This window comes from Mycobacteroides sp. H003 (assembly GCF_001440135.1).
Classification (GTDB): Bacteria; Actinomycetota; Actinomycetes; order Mycobacteriales; family Mycobacteriaceae; genus Mycobacterium; species Mycobacterium gwanakae.
The window spans coordinates 962,440-977,803 of record NZ_LJYL01000009.1 but is presented as its reverse complement, the minus strand read 5'-3'; the positions used below and the strand labels follow the sequence as shown (position 1 = coordinate 977,803).

The following is a 15,364-nucleotide window of genomic DNA, read 5'->3' as shown; positions in this document are numbered from 1 at the left end:
GGTGAAGCGCACACCGTCCAGATCGTAAGGAATGCCAAGCTGATTCGTCACCTCATCCCCCGAACCTCGCGCCGGAGTCGACACTCCACAGCGCCATGGTGAGCAGCATGTTGACGACGATCACCGCGGTGATGCTGGCGCGCATCGCGTGTCCCGCCGCAATGCCCACCCCTTCCGGCCCGCCGTCTGCGCAGAATCCGTAGTAGCACTGCACCGCCGAGGCTATCCAGACGAAGACGATGACTTTGAAGACCGAGTAGGCGATATCCGTACCGCTGGACAGCAGTGTGAAGTAGTGCAGGTACGGGCCCAGCGAGCCGCCACTGACGATGCTCACCATCACATGGCAGGACAGATAACTGATCGTCAGGCAGGCCACGTATAGCGGGATGATGGCGACCACGGACGCCAGCAGGCGGGTGGTCACCAGATACGGAATTGGCCGAATGGCAAGGGAATCCATGGCGTCGACTTCTTCGGCGATGCGCATGGAACCGAGCTGGGTGGTGAAGCGGCAGCCCGCCTGCACGGCGAAGGCCAACGCGGCCATGATCGGGGCGAGCTCACGGGTGGTCACCAGTGAGGAGATGACACCCGTCGCAGGACCCAGCCCCATCAGTTCCAGGAAGTTGTAACCCTCGATCGCCACCAGGGCACCGGTGGTGACACCCAGTACCAGCACCACACCGGCAGTCCCGCCGCCGACAACGATCGACCCGTTGCCCCAGGTGATATCGGAGAGCAGGCGCAGGAACTCACGCCGGTACCGGCGCAGCGCGATCGGGATCGCCAGGAAGGCGTGCAGGAAGAAGGTCACCATGTGGCCGAATCGCGCCAGCGGCCTCATCGCGGCGTCGACGCGGAAGGCCTTCGGAGACAACGCCACCCGGGGGTCCGTCAGGGTCGCCGTCACAGCACCCCCCGCGGGAACAACATGGTGTAGACCTGGCTGACCACAACGTTCACAATCATCAGGAGCAACACGGATTCCACCACTGCCGCGTTGACCGAGTTGGCCACCCCGGTCGGGCCGCCGTGTGCGGCCAGCCCCTTCTGGCAGGCGATCACCGCCACGATCGCGCCGTACACCGCGGCCTTCAGCAGCGCCAGTAACAGATCACCCGTGGATGCGAACGACGCGAAGGTCGCGACGAAACTGCCTGGGGCACCGCCCTGTACGTAGACGTTGAACAAGTAGCTGGCCAAGAACCCGACAAAGCAGACCACACCGGTGAGGGCAATACCGACAACGATCGCCGCCGCGAAGCGCGGCACCACCAGGCGCCGCACCACCGATACCCCCATGACCTCCATGGCCGCGGTCTCCTCGCGCATGGTCCGGCACCCGAGATCGGCTGTCATCGCCGAGCCCACCGCCGAGGCCAGCAGCATCGCCGCCACCAACGAGGCGGCCTGCCGCACCACCGCCAGCCCACTGGCCGCGCCCGCCAGCGAGGTCGCGCCGACCTGTCCGGCCAGCAGCGCGAATTGGATCGAGAGTGTCACCCCGATGGGCAGTGCCACCAGCACCGTCGGCATCACCGCCGTGCCCGCCATGAAAGACGCCTGCCGCACAAACTCCGCCCACTGAAAGCGGCCCGTCGCCACATCGACCGCGAAATACCGCAGCGTGTGCATGCCAAGAACGAACTGCTCACCCACTGTGGTGAGTGCGGCAATCGGATGGCGCCGCAGATAGCCCGCACTTTGATCACCCAGTGGGCGAACCACTGTGGACATAAGAGAGCGGACACGGACCTGTTGTTCCCGTGTCGTCATCGGGTCGGTTCACACCTCGTCAGCCGTTCCGTGGTCGCTTTCCTGCGCAGCTTCCCCGAGGATGTCTTGGGGATCCATCCGGCCGGGACCACATGGACATCGCGCGGGCTCACCCCCAGACTGCGGTAGACGCGGTCGGCCACCTCGGCCCGAATGCGTGCGCTCTCCTCGCTGTCGGCATGCGACGCAGATTCGGCCACCATGGCGAACCCCTCGCCCGCCGCAGCAGTGGACAGACGCACCGCGGCGACACCGCCCGACCTCACGCCCGGGACCCCCACGACCGACCGTTCGATGTCCTCGGGGTGCACGTTGCGACCCGAGATAATCAGGATGTCCTTCTTGCGGCCGCAGATCACCGGCTGCCCGTCCGCGGTGAGATACCCGATATCACCCGTGGACAGCCAGCCCTGTGCATCGAGCATCGATTCGAATCCGGCCGCGGTGCGGTACCCGGCGGTGACGTTCTCCCCACGGATCTCGAGCTCACCGATCGCCCCCGTGGGCAGCACCGAGCGGTCCTCGGCCACCACCCGCACCTCACACCCCGGCAGCGGAAGCCCCAGCGCAACACGGGCACTGGCCTCGTCACCCGGGCCGGCGACCAGATCCGGATGCGGGGGCAATACCTGGTAACCCTCACCACGGCGCACAAAGGAAACCGCCAGCGTGGCCTCCGCCATCCCGTAGGCGGGAACGATCGCATCGGCCCGCATTCCGAACCGGGCGCCCTCGGCCGCAAAGCGTTCCAGGGTGGCGACGTCGATGGCCTCGGCACCACTGAGCGCGAATCGCAGCGAGGACAGGTCGTAGGCACCGTCGGCCGCCTTACGCAGCCTGCGCGCCAGCAGTGAGTACGCGAAGTTCGGTCCGGCGGTCATGCTGCCCCGGTAGGTGCTGATCAGCTCGGCCCACAGCAGCGGGTTGCCCAGAAAATCCATGGGCGTCACGCTGACGGTGTTCATCCCCCGGCACATCGGGACGATGAGATACCCCATCATGCCCATGTCGTGAAAGAGCGGCAGCCAGCTCACCACCACATCGGATTCCGGATCGGCACCCGAGGCGATGACCATCGCCCGCAGATTGGCCTCGATGTTGCGGTAGGTGATGCTGACCGCCTTCGGCGTACCAGTGGATCCGGAAGTCAACTGCAAGAACGCAATAGCATCCTCGTCGGTGTCGACGATCTCCCCCGGTGCACCGGTCAGCAGGCCCGGCAGCTCCAGAGCGCGAGCGCCCACGGCGGCGAACTGCCCCGCGGCCGCCAGGAACGGATCACCGACCACCACGATCGAGGAGCCCACCGCGGCCAGCGCCTTGCCAGTGTCCTCGATCCACAGTTCCATGTCGGAGCGATGCGTGGGCTGATGCAGCATGGTCACCGAGGCACCGGACATCCAGATGCCCTGCACCAACGGCGCGATTTCCCCCGGGGCACCGGCCAATACGGCCACCGCATCGCCGGGTCGCACACCCGCCGCCTGCAGGGAGCCCGCGATGCGCAGCCCCCGCCGGTGCACGTCGGCCCACGACACGGTGCTCAGCTCCTCCAACCGCGAGGTGCCGTCGGGGTTGATCGGCGCGCAGGTGAGGCCACGCTCGGTGACCGCAGCACTGTCGCGCAGTCTGTCGATCACCGGGTTCGTCGTCTTCACAGCCGGCTCTCCACCAGCTCGATCAACGCCCCGAGTGTCTTGCACTCGAAGACATCATCCTTGGTCAGCTGAATACCGAAGCGGCCCTTGATCTCCGAAACTCCTACCGCGAACGATAGCGAGTCGAATCCAAGATCACCCACCAACTCGGAGAAGTCGTTGACATCCCCGGTGGGCATCTCGAGTTCCTCGGCGATGAACTCGATGAGGAACTCCCGGACTTCTGACGTGGTTTCCATTTTTCCAAGCCTCTACTTGCCAATTTTCCGGCGGATCACCAGATGGATGGGGATTTGCAGCAGTGCGAACATGCCGATGGCCACCAGCGAACCCTTGACGACGAGCATCGCGTCGAATTTGCCGTACATGATCGTGGAAGCGGCGGACACGATGTGCGAGAAGGGGTTCGCGTTGATGCTGATCCTGAGCCAGTCGGACAAGAACACCGAGGGCATGAGTGCCTGGCTGACGAAGAGCACCGGCAACGCCAGCGGCAGCATCGCCACCGGCGCCTGCGGATTGAGCGTGCGCAACGCCACCAGGTAGAACAGCGAGCTGTACGCCGCCGACCACAGGAACATCACCAGGACCAGGAAAACTCCGGTGAGCAGACCGGCCCGCAGTGGTGCGTCGAGGAAGGCCAGCAGTCCGATGACGATGACCGCCGCCGGCAGGATGCGGAACATCTCGAAGCCGATCTTGGCCGCCATGATCTGGCCGGTGGACACGCCGTACAGCCGTAGCCGGTCGGTGAATCCCGATCTGATCTCGTCGATGAGGGTTCCGGCGCCATACCCTGCACCGAGCATCGGGATGAGCATGATGAGCCCCGGCGCGATGTACGCGGTGTATGAGGACAGCGGGAATCCCGGAAGATCCGCGACGCGCTGGAACATCGAGCGTACGAAGATCACGAGAACGACCGGGAACACGATCGGGAAGATGAACCCGAAAACCGGCTGCCGCAAGCCCACTACGACATAGCGGCGGAAAAGTCGTGCCGTGTTGGACAAGGCGGTCACTGGGTTACCTCCAAAAATGCGTCGCGCAGCGAGGTGGATCGCACTTCGATGTTGGCCGCGCCCAGGCCGATCCGGCCCAGTTCGGCGCTCAACGCACCCAGTTCCGATGCCGATGCGGAATCCAACGTCCCGGAGAGGGTCCCGGTGTCTGTGCGCTGCACGGCATACCCCACGGCCGACAGTTCCTTGGCGGTGTCTTCGGAGATGTCACCGCCGGCGGAGATCTCGACCGCGTAGCCGTGACTGCGGGTGAACTCCTGGGTGGAACCCGAGGCGACAAGCTGACCACTCTTGACAATGCCGACCTCGTCGGCGAGCGACACCGCCTCGTCCATATCGTGTGTCGTCAACACGACGGTGCGTCCTTCGGCGCGTAGCAGCCGGATGGCATTCCACACCTCCTGTTTTCCTTCGATGTCCAGCCCGCTGGACGGCTCGTCGAGGAACAACATCTGCGGGTTGTGGGCCACCGCCAGTGCGACATCGACACGGCGGCGCATGCCGCCCGAGAGGGCACCCACCTTCCGGTTCAGGTAGCTGCCCAAGCCGAACTGTTCGACGAGTTCTTCCTCGCGGGACTTTCGCTGTCCCTTGGGCCAACCGGCGATGGCCAGGCTCATCCGGATCTGCTCGACCGGCGACATCCACAGATCCAGTGCCACCTCTTGCAGCGCCACGCCGATCAGCGGTCGCAGCTCCTTGGTCTTGTCGACCGGAATCCCGAGCACCTCAAGCTCCCCGCTGGTGGGCGCCAGCAGTGTGGTCGCCATGCGGATGGTGGTGGTCTTGCCGGCACCGTTCCTGCCGAGCAGGCAGTAGACGATGCCTTGCGGGATCGTCAGATTCAGCCCGTCAACGGCGCGAGCCTCGGCGCCGGGGTACTCCTTCACCAGGTCTGTCGCCCGCAGTGCGGGAGTGTTCGTATCTGTGGCCATGCTCAGCCCTTCACTTTCGGGAGGACGTGGCGTTCCAGCTTCTCGGCAAGGCTGATGCCCTGGGCCGTCATGTTCACGTCGATCGACGTGTACAGCGGGAAGCTGCCAACCGTGCTGTCCTTGGGTACCTCGTTGATCTGGTGGATCTGGCCGCTGCTTGCGCCGGTGACGGTGAGATCCAGGACGGTCCGTACGAGTTCGACCGGCTTGTCGCGCCAATTCGCCTTGCGGGTGCCCTCGGGTTTGATGTGACCGTGGGCCTTGGCTCCCCCGCCACAGGTGCCGCTGAGCTCACGCTCACTATCGATGTCGGACAGGGTGATTCCACCGTCGATGGTGCATTGCAGTGTCACCCGCGAATCCAGCGGGTTGACGATGGTGATGGCATCCAGGGCGCTGGGCTTACCCTCCCCGCCGGAGACGATTCCGGTTTCGTAGGGGAATCGGTCGCCCTGGTAATACTGTTCGATCTTCAGTTCTCCGCGCCGCGGGCCCGGGCCGACGGTCATGACACCGGCACCGGGCAGCGCAGTGGTCTCCCCGAGATAGGTCACCGAGCCGGAGACCTCCAGCGCATAGTCACCGAAAGGCGATTTACCCTGCGGCTCGGACGCCGGATCTCCCTGTGCAGACGGATATTTCAACAGCGCGAAGGCATGCCCGACGGGCTTGCCCGCCTCCTCGTTCACCGGTGCGCAGGCAGCCGCCAGCGCGGCCGACAGCGCAACGGCGGCGGCCGTGCCCAGACGTCTCATCGCAGAGCTCCGGTGGCGGACAGGGTCCGGCTCAGCCGCCGGTGCCGGTGCGCGAAGAACGCCGCCAGGACCTTGCTCATCAATCTCCCCCACCCGGGGATCAGCCCCAACGGCGCCTGCGGGGCAAGGGTGATCTCGTCGGTTACCCGTGTCTTTTCACCCGTCTCGGATGCCACCGGTTCCAGGGTGCGGTGGTGCACCCACACCCGCATACCGGTCATGAGCGACTCCTCACGGAACATCCGGCCGGGCTCGAGCCGGGCCACTGTGATGTCGTCGAACCCGAAGGGCAGGACACCGAACAACAGCAGGAAGCTCTTACCGATCCGGGTGCCCGGAGTGACGTCCGCGATGGAACGGCCCCGGAACTGCTTGGGCATCGTCATCTTCATGTACGGGCCCATCTCGTCGTTGATGCCCTCTTGCGTGGTCACCCGCTCCCACACTTTGTCTACGGGACAGTCGATCTCGCTGACTTTGCGGAAGACATGTTCTTCGGTGTGAATCGATCTCATCTGGTTCTTTCCTTATCGGGGGACGGAAGTGCGGTGGTAGCAGTCAGCAGTGAGCCGTCTCGTACGGCGTCGGTGGCGTCGTGGACGAACGAGCCGCTGATGTCCAGGACGGCCGGCACGCTGTCGGCACCGATGTAGTCGGGCAGAATGTCACCGATCTGGTGCAACCGGTGCGGCAGCAGGTGCTGGTACCAGTCGAACAGTGGCACCACCAGCGCCACCGTCACAAACTGGACACCGTCGGCGGCCAGGGCTCCGAAGAATGCCTGCCAGATCTGCTCGATCATTCCGGCGCGCCGGAACTTCTTGCGCACGCCCTGTGTGGCCAGCTCGGCGATACGCTCCGGCGCCAGCTCCTCGAAGAACGAATCCCACTGCGGATAAAGATAATTGCGCGCCGGGCCACCGTGTCCCCGGAAGCTCCGGGCGTCGCGCAAGGTGCTGAAGCTACCGAATCCGAGCTCGGGGTCATATCGCAACGAACGCAGTACCCCAACGGGGTGCTCGCGCGATTCCTCGGTGAAGCCGACGTAAATCTCCGAGGACCGCTCCCACGGGCGGTAATGCACCATCTCCCCCGCCGCGATATCGACATCCCCGGCGAAATCGTTCTCCAGACCGAAAATCGTGAACTCGACATTCTTGGCCCAGGCAAAGCGTGCGTCGTCGGCGGGCACACGCTCGACGCGTACCAACGGATTGCTCATACGGCGCTGGCCTCCGGAACGCGGGCCGACCAGATCCGGTTACCGTGGGCGGCTATCTCGCAGACCATCGCGGCCGCCATCGACGCCGTGACTAAGGGATTGACGAAGGTGAGCTTGATCGCCTGTCCCCCAGCCGCACTGGAGCGGCCCACAATCGCTCTGCCGGTACGCGCCAGCTCGGCGCGGACCGCGTCATTGACACCATCGCACGCCTCGGACCGGACGCCCGGCTGCCGCCAGCGCAACACCACGGTGTTGGTACTCACCGGCGCCGCCAGCTCCAGGTCCGCATGTTCGGCTGCTGCCTGCGCCGCGGCGCGCGCCGCCGCACAGGTGGCATCGATCATCGCCGCGACATGCCGCTGTCCCACCGCACGCAGAGTGACCAGCACCTTGAGCGCGTCGAAGCGCCGAGTGGTCTGCAACGACTTACCCACAAGATTGAGCACATCGTGCTCGGAGTCACTTTCGGGGTTGAGGTAATCGGCATGTGCGGCAAGCACACCGAGGCTCTCCCGGTTACGCACCAGCAGGGCGCTGCAACTGATCGCCTGGAAGAGCAGCTTGTGGAAATCCAGGGCAACCGAGTCCGCCGACTCGATACCGCGCAACAGATTTCGGTGCTGTTCACTGAAGATCAAGCACCCACCCGCACACGCATCCACGTGGCTCCAGATCCCGCGCGCCCGCGCCATGGCGATGGGCTCTTCCAGCGGATCGATCGCCCCGAAGTCCGTTGTCCCGGCGGTGAGTACGAGCGCGAATACGGGCGTGGCCGCGCGATCCGCATCCTCCAGGATTTCCACGAGTGCCTCGGCGCGCAGCCGTCCGGCTTCGTCGGTCGGTACCTCGAGAACCGCGGCGGTCCCGAGACCCAACAGCCGCAGCGCCTGTTGCACCGAGAAATGCGTCTGACGCGTGCACAGCACACGCCACGAACTGGCCTGGGGCGGCAATCCCCGGGCGGCTATGTCCCACCCATAGGTTTTGTAGGCGAATAGATCCCGCGCGAGCAACAATGCCTGCAGGTTTGATTGAGTACCCCCGCTGGTGAAGGTCCCGTCCGATCCAGGGCCGTACCCCATTCTGCTGCAGAGATACTCGATAACCTGCTGCTCGATCGCAGTAGCGGCCGGTGCTTGGTCGAAGGAGTCCATCGACTGATTGAACGCACTGATCAGTACCTCGGCGGCCAGGGACGGCAGCGCGGGCGGGCAGTGCAGATGCGCCAGGTACGCCGGATGCGTGACCACCACGGACTTCTCGGCCAGCAGCCCCGCTGCTTCATCCAGAGCCCGGCTCAGCCCGACACCCTCGGGGTCATCGAGGTCGAGTCGCCCGGCATCGTCTTTCAGCGCCGCATAACCCTCCACCAGGCCAGGTTTGGTGGCACCGCCCAGCACGGCGCCGGCCCGATCGGCCGCCAGCATGACGGCCTCGCGGTACACGTCTGCACTCTCCCCGGTGAGGAAATCACTCACGAAGGGACTTGGGGTTGGGGTCATCGAGATTCCACCAATGCCGGCTCGGCGGTCGCTCGAGTGCGCTCCACCACTGCCAATGCCGACTCAAATGCATTCAGCGCCGCGGCGATATCGGATTCCTCGATGGTCAGCGGCGGCAAGAAGCGCACCACGTTGCCGTACTGGCCACCGGTCTCCACGATGAGGCCGTGGTGCAGGCACGCGCGCTGAATCTCGGCGGCAAGCTCGGGTGCAGGGGCCCCGGCAGCATCTCGCCACGGCAGATCGGGATCCACGATCTCCACGCCCAGCATGAGTCCGACCCCGCGTACATCGCCCACCAGCTTCGATTGGGATGCAATGGCATTCAAGCCATCCAGGAAGGTCTTGCCCCGCGCGGTCACCTGTGCACGCAGACCGTTCTCCCGCGCGAAGCGAATCACGGCACTGGCGGCGGCGAAGGCCATGGCGTTCCCACGGAACGTCCCGGTGAACGCGCCGGGTTCCCACACGTCGAACTCCTTGCGCACCACCAGGACCGCGATGGGGATACCGGATCCAAGCCCCTTCGAGATCACCACCATGTCGGGTTCGATACCGCAGTGCTGGAATGCCCACGCCGGGCCCGTGCGGAACATGCCCGCCTGCACCTCATCGGCGATCAGCGGAACCCCGAGGGTCGATGCGGTGCAGCGCAGCGCCTGTCCCCAGCGCGGCGGGGCAGGAATCACCCCGCCCTCACCGAGCACGAACTCGGCGATCAGCGATGCCGGTGCCGTCACGCCACTGTGCGGACGCGCCAGCGCATCGGCCGCGGCGATGGCGAGTTCGACGCCTTGCTCCCCGCCCACGCCGAACGGGCTGCGATACTCCTGCGGGTAAGGCAGAAAGCTCGCCTGTGGCGACAGCACCACCGGCTGCTGCCGCAGCCCCCCGCCGGAGCTCGCCGCGCGCGCGGCCCGCGTGCAGCCATGGAACCCGCCTTGTACCCCAACGTGTTCACGGCCGCCGGTGGCCACCTCGGCGAGCATGAGAGCGGCCTCCACCGCGCTGGCCCCGCTGGGTGAGCACAAGTGGATGCTGGCATCGGCGGCAAGCCTCACCGGCAGAATCGAAAGCAGCTCCTCGACGAACCGGTCGCGGGACGGTGTGTGAAAGTCCAGTGAGAGCAACGGCTCCCCGGAGGACACTGTCTTCATGACGGCCTCACTGATGACCGGGTGGTTCCAGCCCAGCGACATGGCACCGGCAGCGGCGAGGCAATCGACGTACCAGCGGCCGTCATCGGCACGCACCCGGGCGCCCCGCGCCTCGATTGGCCGTATCGGCAGCCGGCGGGAGTAGGTGGCCGCCCGAGATTCCCTTGCCGTAGAAGTCAATTGGTCGGCAGTCATGACGCCTCCTTGCGTGGGTGAGCCAGTAGCCGCCGCAACGATGAGGCAAGTGAACGGTCTTCGGTGGTCCAGTACCCGGCATCCGGTGGAATCGCCGCCTCCAGCCGGCGGCGCGCCTCCCCCAACTGGTGGTACGGCAGCTGGGGAAAGAAGTGATGCACCGCGTGGAAACGCAGGCCGACCGGGGCCCACAGTGCACCCAGCACGGGCACCGACGGGTGATCGATGGAGTCCAGGATCTGCTCAGGGAAGGTCATGCGTTCGGTCGTGCCCTCGTACCGGTGTGCCGCCAGTACCCGCAACCAGTTCACGAACAACGCCAGCGCCACCACCAGATACGCCTCCACCAGCCGCATCGGCGAGTACGCGCCCAGGAGCAGCAGCACCAGCATGGCCGATGTGTATGCGAAACAGGCGATTTCCTGTATCAGCCAGGAGCGGGGTGTGCCTGCGGGCGGTAACGGGCGCTCGAAGTCGGCGTCGATCATGAGCGACGAAGCCCGCGTCAGCACGGCGGGCCGGATCGCGGGAATCAGCCAGCTCAGCGGCCCCAGCACCAGGAACCGGAAGACGAACGCCAGCGGGCCGACCGCCGCGGTGAACGGCAACAGGATTACCCGCCATCGCGGCTCACTGCCGTAGGCCACATACTCACCGTCTTCGGCGGTGCCGTAGGTGCGTGACGCGTGGTGTTCGTGATGGAACTCGAAAGTGAATTTCGGTACCAGCAGCGGGATTCCACACACCACGTGCCACACCATCGAGAACCAGCGCAGGTCACGCTCGGCATGCACGAGCTCGTGGACAAACAACACGGCGCGGTAGAACGCGAAGGCCGCCACCACGATGCAGGCCGCAGCCGGAAGTGAGAGCAGATCGCCCGCCGGGCACAACAGGAACGCGGTGTATCCGACTGTCACACAGGCGGCCAGGTCCAGCCAATAGATCCACTGGCGGCGGGCGGCCAGGTCTGCCACCAGTGAGCGCGCATCCGCCATCGAAATGCCGAGCACTTCCTTGGAGCCGCCCTGCACCTGCCGTGCCTCGACCGTCATCGCACAAACTCCGCTATCAACTCGTGGGTGGATACCTGGGGAATGCCCAGCTCTCGCACCGCCCTGTCGGGCGCGTAGTACAGCTCGCGGGCCATCAGTTCGACGTTCTCGGGAATCAGCGCGTCGTCGGGGTCGAAGCGCAAGGAGATGTCGCGGACCAGCCTGTTGCCCTTGCCCACCGCCCGGAACAGTCCCATGGGCGCGGACCGCACCGGGTGCTCGCGCCCTACCGCGGTCACGAGCAGCTCCCCGATCTGCCGGTAGGACAGATTGGCGGTGCTCAAGATGTACCGGCGCCCGTTGTCGCCCTTCGCCATTGCCGCGGTGATGCCCACCACGAAATCCTGTGCAGAGCACACCGCCGTCCCGCCGGGTGGCACCACGCGCAGCAGGCCCTTGCGGGCGGCGACCAACAGGCCCTGCCAGGATCGGGCCGGCCCCGTACCTGGCGCGAACACGGCGGCGGGGTTCACGACCACCACATCCAGACCGCGCTCGGCGAAGTCCAGCATCAGACGCTCACCCGCACGTTTGGTCGCCGAATACACGTTGTCCAGTACCGAATCGCGCAGGTCGAAGTCTTCATCGGCCACCACGCCGTTGCGTGGGTACCCGATGGCAGCGGTGGAGGAAACGTGCACCACCCGCTGCACACCGTGTTCGAGCGCAGCCCGGGCCACGTGGTAGGTGCCCAGCACATTGGTCTGCCAAATTCTGTGTCCGAGTCGCGAGTTCGGTGATGCGATACCGGCGAGGTGATACACGTGGGACACACCGCGCATCGCGTCGTCGATGCTCTGCGCATCGGTGATGTCGGCGACGGCCACATCGACATGCGGGCGCAGCGCGTCACCGAGGACGGCGGGATCGTGCGGGTTCGTCAGAACCGTGACCTGCTCGCCAGCCTGCACCAAGGACTCGACGAGGGTGGAGCCCAGGTACCCGGTGGCCCCGGTGACCAACGTCCGGCCGCCCATCACAGGGCCTTCTGGTAGACCCGATGAATTTTTTCCGGGTCTGTCTTCATCTGGGAGGTAAGCGAATTGGACCACACATTGTCCTCGTGCACCCAGGTGGTGGCCACCGACGAATAGCCGCTGCCGGTGATCGTCCGCACGATCTCTCCCGCCAGGATTCGTCCGATCCCCGCCCCGAACTGGGTCTGCACCGCGCCGATGAGCACCACCACGGCGGTGTCGATTCCCCGGATACGGCCGTGGCACCGGACCGCGAGCCGTGCCAGCAGCGCGGGAGTGAGCCGGCCCGAGCACCCGGTGACCTCGTTGACGTCCGGCAGCATCAGCAGGAATCCGACTGGGGTGCCATCGGATTCGACGATCCGCACGATGTTCGGGTCGATCAGCGGCCGCATCTCGGCGGCCATACCCGAGAACACCTCGCGGCTGAGCGGGACATTCTCGGGATGATGCGCGAAGGAGTCGTTGTAGAGACCGCGCAGCATCTCCAGTTCGTCGGCGTAGTCGCGCATCCGCACCGAACGCACCGACACTCCCTGATCACGCATCACCGCGTCGGCGCGCTTAAGCAGGCGCTGCTGGACTTGCGGGTTGCCGTCGACATGCCAGCGGAATGAGGCGGTATCGAACTTCTTGCGATATCCGGCCGCCTCCACCAGCCCCGGGTAGTACTGGGGGTTGTACGGCTGCATGACCGCCGGCGCCTTGTCGTACCCGGAGATCAGCAGGCCCACCTCCTCACGTGAGGTGTAGCTGAACGGGCCGACCATTTTGGTGATACCTCGACGCACGGCCCACTGTTCGGCCGTTCTCAGCAGGGCGCCCGCAACCGCTTCGTCGTCCTCGCTCTCGAAGAATCCGAAGAATGCGCAGTCGCCGTAGCGCTGCACGTATGCCGAGTCGATGCTGGCGGAGATGCGGCCGACGGGGTTATCGCCGCGATAGGCGACGAAGTTCTCAATCTGCACCTCCTGGTGCAGGGGGTTGTGCTTGGCGTTCATCTTCGCGTGCATGACGCGGCGCAGCGTCGGGCGCCAGTGCGGGTCGTCACCGTAGAGGCGCCAGGGCATCGAGATGAACTGCCTGGCGTCACGACGCGATGCGACGCGGCGCACCGAGACCGGCGGGCGCCCCTGCCGCTGCCCGGCAGGCTGCTGAATCAGTTCGTTATCCAGCACGGACAATTCCGAGGTCATGGGCCAGTTCGGGATTGCCCTTGCTCTTCCACAGCGCGCCGTCCATGTAGAAGTGGTGCAGTACGAAGGTGAGCGGGACCGCGAAGATCACGGTGTCGAGCTGCCCGGCGAGGATGCCCAGCCCCCCGAAGAACGCGATGTACAGCGGCAGCGCCTTACGCGTCGAGAGCCGTGCCAGCAGCAGCTTCTTCTCACCCGGATCCTCGGTGCGCGCGAAGCGGGTGTTGTTCCGCGTCCAGTTGATCAGGTGGTACTGCAGGCTGTGCGTTGTCGTCGCGATCAGGATGAGCGCGAAGAGGTCCGAGACCAGTAGGTAGGACAGGTTGTAGGACAGCGCCGCGATGACGAAGGTGGCCACCGCCATGGCCGGGAGCGTGCGCTGCCCGGCCCTCTTCAGCTGCACCTGCTCCCAGATAGCGATACCCAACATGACTGCGGCACAGACGAATCCACCGATAACCAAAAATCCGGGAATGGGCGGCACCGGCACGCTCAGGTTCGAGAAGGGCAGTCGGTGACCGAAGACCACATACTCGGAGAAGTTCAGGCCCTGGCTTGCCCGGTACAGCACCGGAGCCAGGCAGACGGCGTACAGCGCGTACTTGATCCGATTGCGCGGGCCCTTGTAACCATTCTTCGCCGCGTAGATGTTGATGATGCCGAAGTGCTGTTTGAGCACGTGGAACACCTGCCAATAGGCCCAGATGGCCAGCAGCGGCACCATCCAGCCGCCGAACCACAACGTGCCGACGATCACGGCGACCACCGCGAAGCTGATCACGTAGTGCGCCCAGAACCGGGACCGCTCGCGGGGATCCATCCACACGCGCGCCGTCGTCGTCAGCACATGCGGGAGGTCGGAGAGCAGTGAAAAGGTCACCGCACCGACGAGGAATACGCCCTTGTGCCCGTCGGCCGCGAAGAGCACCGCCGACAACAACGCGCCCAAACCGAAGACGAAGAGGATGTCGACGCGTCTGCTGACAAACCACCCTGGCCGGTTCACACCGTCGGTGTTCTTCAGCTCGTCGGTGCCGGTAGCAAAGGTGGCCATGGCGATCATCCTCAGGTAGGCGTCATAGACTTAATTGGTAATGATTATCGTTTTCATAACGTAGAGATCGGGCGACGCCGTGTCAACGCCGCGACCTGGGAGCGGGCTGTGACACTCCTCACCCACGACTAGCCGATTGAGGTGCATAAATTACGATGCGACAGACCCGAAACCCCAGCGGACCGACCTGGAGTGAACACCAGGACGCCGTTATCAAATCGCCCGCCATGAGCAGACGTGCAGGCCCTTCTGCTTCACCCGCCGCATCTAAGGCTGACGAATTCGTGTGTTTCAGCAAACTTGTGGAGATTCGGCGGCACACTACTGTCATGACCCGAGTCGGCACCGCCCCCCGGCCGCCACGGCCACACCCTTACCGCCAGATCGGGCATCGGCCACTACCCTCAATAGATGGGCCCGGTTTGCCGCCGGACCCCATGTTGGGTCTCCGGACAGGCCGGGGCGTGATTCAGGTTGAGGTGAAGCGCCGTGGTGAACACCGTGCTTAGTTCCGCACATGACGAGCCACCGCATGCTCCGCTCACACCGCCCGGGCCGCTGCCCCCGCGCGAGATCCTCGAGCAGTCCGGTGAGCTGCTCCGCGCGCTTGCCGCGCCGGTGCGTATCGCCATCGTGCTGCAGCTGCGCGAATCGCAGCGCTGCGTCCACGAGTTAGTGGACGCGGTCGGGGTCGCCCAGCCGCTCATCAGTCAGCATCTGCGCGTCCTCAAGGCTGCCGGGGTGGTCTCCGGCGAACGTCAGGGGCGAGAGGTCATGTACCGCCTCGTCGACGATCACCTTTCTCATATCGTCGTCGACGCGGTGGCGCACACCGAGGAACAGAGATGAACGTC

General features: G+C 65.2%; 16 protein-coding genes. 1 reads left to right on the top strand and 15 read right to left on the bottom strand.

Annotated elements, in window-relative coordinates; translation table 11 throughout:
- Nucleotides 1–52: 52 nt before the first annotated feature.
- From AOT87_RS05145 to AOT87_RS05075, 15 genes are all read right to left on the bottom strand, one after another.
- Nucleotides 53–847, bottom strand: a complete 795-nt coding sequence (locus AOT87_RS05145; RefSeq protein ID WP_109398874.1) for an ABC transporter permease — start codon at nt 845–847, stop codon at nt 53–55.
- Nucleotides 848–909: 62 nt separating this feature from the next.
- Nucleotides 910–1,779, bottom strand: a complete 870-nt coding sequence (locus AOT87_RS05140) for an ABC transporter permease (protein ID WP_070947355.1) — start codon at nt 1,777–1,779, stop codon at nt 910–912.
- Nucleotides 1,776–3,437: a fatty acyl-AMP ligase gene (locus AOT87_RS05135; protein WP_109398852.1), complete on the bottom strand. Its 1,662-nt coding sequence runs from the start codon at nt 3,435–3,437 to the stop codon at nt 1,776–1,778. Before AOT87_RS05135 ends, AOT87_RS05140 begins: the two co-directional genes overlap by 4 nt.
- Nucleotides 3,434–3,676, bottom strand: a complete 243-nt coding sequence (locus AOT87_RS05130; protein ID WP_030095215.1) for a phosphopantetheine-binding protein — start codon at nt 3,674–3,676, stop codon at nt 3,434–3,436. The genes AOT87_RS05135 and AOT87_RS05130 overlap by 4 nt, the downstream gene beginning before the upstream one ends.
- Nucleotides 3,677–3,688: 12 nt before the next feature.
- Entirely contained in the window at nt 3,689–4,459 is a 771-nt protein-coding gene (locus AOT87_RS05125) for an ABC transporter permease (RefSeq protein WP_057966806.1), read from the bottom strand.
- Entirely contained in the window at nt 4,456–5,394 is a 939-nt protein-coding gene (locus AOT87_RS05120; protein ID WP_057966805.1) for an ABC transporter ATP-binding protein, read from the bottom strand. The genes AOT87_RS05125 and AOT87_RS05120 overlap by 4 nt, the downstream gene beginning before the upstream one ends.
- Nucleotides 5,395–5,396: 2 nt before the next feature.
- On the bottom strand, nt 5,397–6,149 hold the full coding sequence (locus AOT87_RS05115) for a hypothetical protein (protein ID WP_057966804.1): 753 nt from the start codon (nt 6,147–6,149) through the stop codon (nt 5,397–5,399).
- Nucleotides 6,146–6,664: a hypothetical protein gene (locus tag AOT87_RS05110; RefSeq protein WP_030095211.1), complete on the bottom strand. Its 519-nt coding sequence runs from the start codon at nt 6,662–6,664 to the stop codon at nt 6,146–6,148. Before AOT87_RS05110 ends, AOT87_RS05115 begins: the two co-directional genes overlap by 4 nt.
- Nucleotides 6,661–7,371 carry a hypothetical protein gene (locus AOT87_RS05105; RefSeq protein WP_057964112.1) on the bottom strand — a complete coding sequence of 237 codons (711 nt, stop codon included), beginning with the start codon at nt 7,369–7,371 and terminating at the stop codon, nt 6,661–6,663. Before AOT87_RS05105 ends, AOT87_RS05110 begins: the two co-directional genes overlap by 4 nt.
- On the bottom strand, nt 7,368–8,876 hold the full coding sequence (locus AOT87_RS05100; RefSeq protein WP_057966803.1) for a pyridoxal-dependent decarboxylase: 1,509 nt from the start codon (nt 8,874–8,876) through the stop codon (nt 7,368–7,370). Before AOT87_RS05100 ends, AOT87_RS05105 begins: the two co-directional genes overlap by 4 nt.
- The gene (locus tag AOT87_RS05095) at nt 8,873–10,228 is read right to left on the bottom strand and encodes an aminotransferase class III-fold pyridoxal phosphate-dependent enzyme (RefSeq protein WP_057966802.1); all 1,356 of its coding nucleotides are present in this window, start codon (nt 10,226–10,228) and stop codon (nt 8,873–8,875) included. The genes AOT87_RS05100 and AOT87_RS05095 overlap by 4 nt, the downstream gene beginning before the upstream one ends.
- A complete protein-coding gene (locus AOT87_RS05090; protein ID WP_057966801.1) occupies nt 10,225–11,283 on the bottom strand; it encodes a fatty acid desaturase in 1,059 nt (352 codons plus the stop codon). Before AOT87_RS05090 ends, AOT87_RS05095 begins: the two co-directional genes overlap by 4 nt.
- Complete coding sequence (locus tag AOT87_RS05085) at nt 11,280–12,260, bottom strand: NAD-dependent epimerase/dehydratase family protein (protein ID WP_046253241.1); 981 nt, start codon at nt 12,258–12,260, stop codon at nt 11,280–11,282. The genes AOT87_RS05090 and AOT87_RS05085 overlap by 4 nt, the downstream gene beginning before the upstream one ends.
- Nucleotides 12,260–13,456: an N-acetyltransferase gene (locus tag AOT87_RS05080; protein ID WP_081343187.1), complete on the bottom strand. Its 1,197-nt coding sequence runs from the start codon at nt 13,454–13,456 to the stop codon at nt 12,260–12,262. Before AOT87_RS05080 ends, AOT87_RS05085 begins: the two co-directional genes overlap by 1 nt.
- A complete protein-coding gene (locus AOT87_RS05075; protein ID WP_078286031.1) occupies nt 13,428–14,510 on the bottom strand; it encodes a hypothetical protein in 1,083 nt (360 codons plus the stop codon). The genes AOT87_RS05080 and AOT87_RS05075 overlap by 29 nt, the downstream gene beginning before the upstream one ends.
- Before the next feature lie 489 nt (nt 14,511–14,999).
- On the opposite strand from AOT87_RS05075, the gene AOT87_RS05070 reads away from it, so the two are divergent.
- A complete protein-coding gene (locus tag AOT87_RS05070) occupies nt 15,000–15,359 on the top strand; it encodes a metalloregulator ArsR/SmtB family transcription factor (protein WP_005060366.1) in 360 nt (119 codons plus the stop codon).
- Nucleotides 15,360–15,364 lie beyond the last annotated feature (5 nt).

Excerpts from the sequence above, each read along its gene's own strand:
- AOT87_RS05110 (WP_030095211.1), bottom strand. The coding sequence starts at position 6,664 with ATGAGATCGATTCACACCGAAGAACATGTCTTCCGCAAAGTCAGCGAG.
- AOT87_RS05085 (WP_046253241.1), bottom strand. The coding sequence starts at position 12,260 with ATGGGCGGCCGGACGTTGGTCACCGGGGCCACCGGGTACCTGGGCTCC.
- AOT87_RS05095 (WP_057966802.1), bottom strand. The coding sequence starts at position 10,228 with ATGACTGCCGACCAATTGACTTCTACGGCAAGGGAATCTCGGGCGGCC.
- AOT87_RS05130 (WP_030095215.1), bottom strand. The coding sequence starts at position 3,676 with ATGGAAACCACGTCAGAAGTCCGGGAGTTCCTCATCGAGTTCATCGCC.
- AOT87_RS05075 (WP_078286031.1), bottom strand. The coding sequence starts at position 14,510 with ATGGCCACCTTTGCTACCGGCACCGACGAGCTGAAGAACACCGACGGT.
- AOT87_RS05145 (WP_109398874.1), bottom strand. The coding sequence starts at position 847 with ATGAGGCCGCTGGCGCGATTCGGCCACATGGTGACCTTCTTCCTGCAC.
- AOT87_RS05140 (WP_070947355.1), bottom strand. The coding sequence starts at position 1,779 with ATGACGACACGGGAACAACAGGTCCGTGTCCGCTCTCTTATGTCCACA.
- AOT87_RS05115 (WP_057966804.1), bottom strand. The coding sequence starts at position 6,149 with ATGAGACGTCTGGGCACGGCCGCCGCCGTTGCGCTGTCGGCCGCGCTG.
- AOT87_RS05120 (WP_057966805.1), bottom strand. The coding sequence starts at position 5,394 with ATGGCCACAGATACGAACACTCCCGCACTGCGGGCGACAGACCTGGTG.
- AOT87_RS05080 (WP_081343187.1), bottom strand. The coding sequence starts at position 13,456 with ATGACCTCGGAATTGTCCGTGCTGGATAACGAACTGATTCAGCAGCCT.
- AOT87_RS05100 (WP_057966803.1), bottom strand. The coding sequence starts at position 8,876 with ATGACCCCAACCCCAAGTCCCTTCGTGAGTGATTTCCTCACCGGGGAG.
- AOT87_RS05105 (WP_057964112.1), bottom strand. The coding sequence starts at position 7,371 with ATGAGCAATCCGTTGGTACGCGTCGAGCGTGTGCCCGCCGACGACGCA.
- AOT87_RS05090 (WP_057966801.1), bottom strand. The coding sequence starts at position 11,283 with ATGACGGTCGAGGCACGGCAGGTGCAGGGCGGCTCCAAGGAAGTGCTC.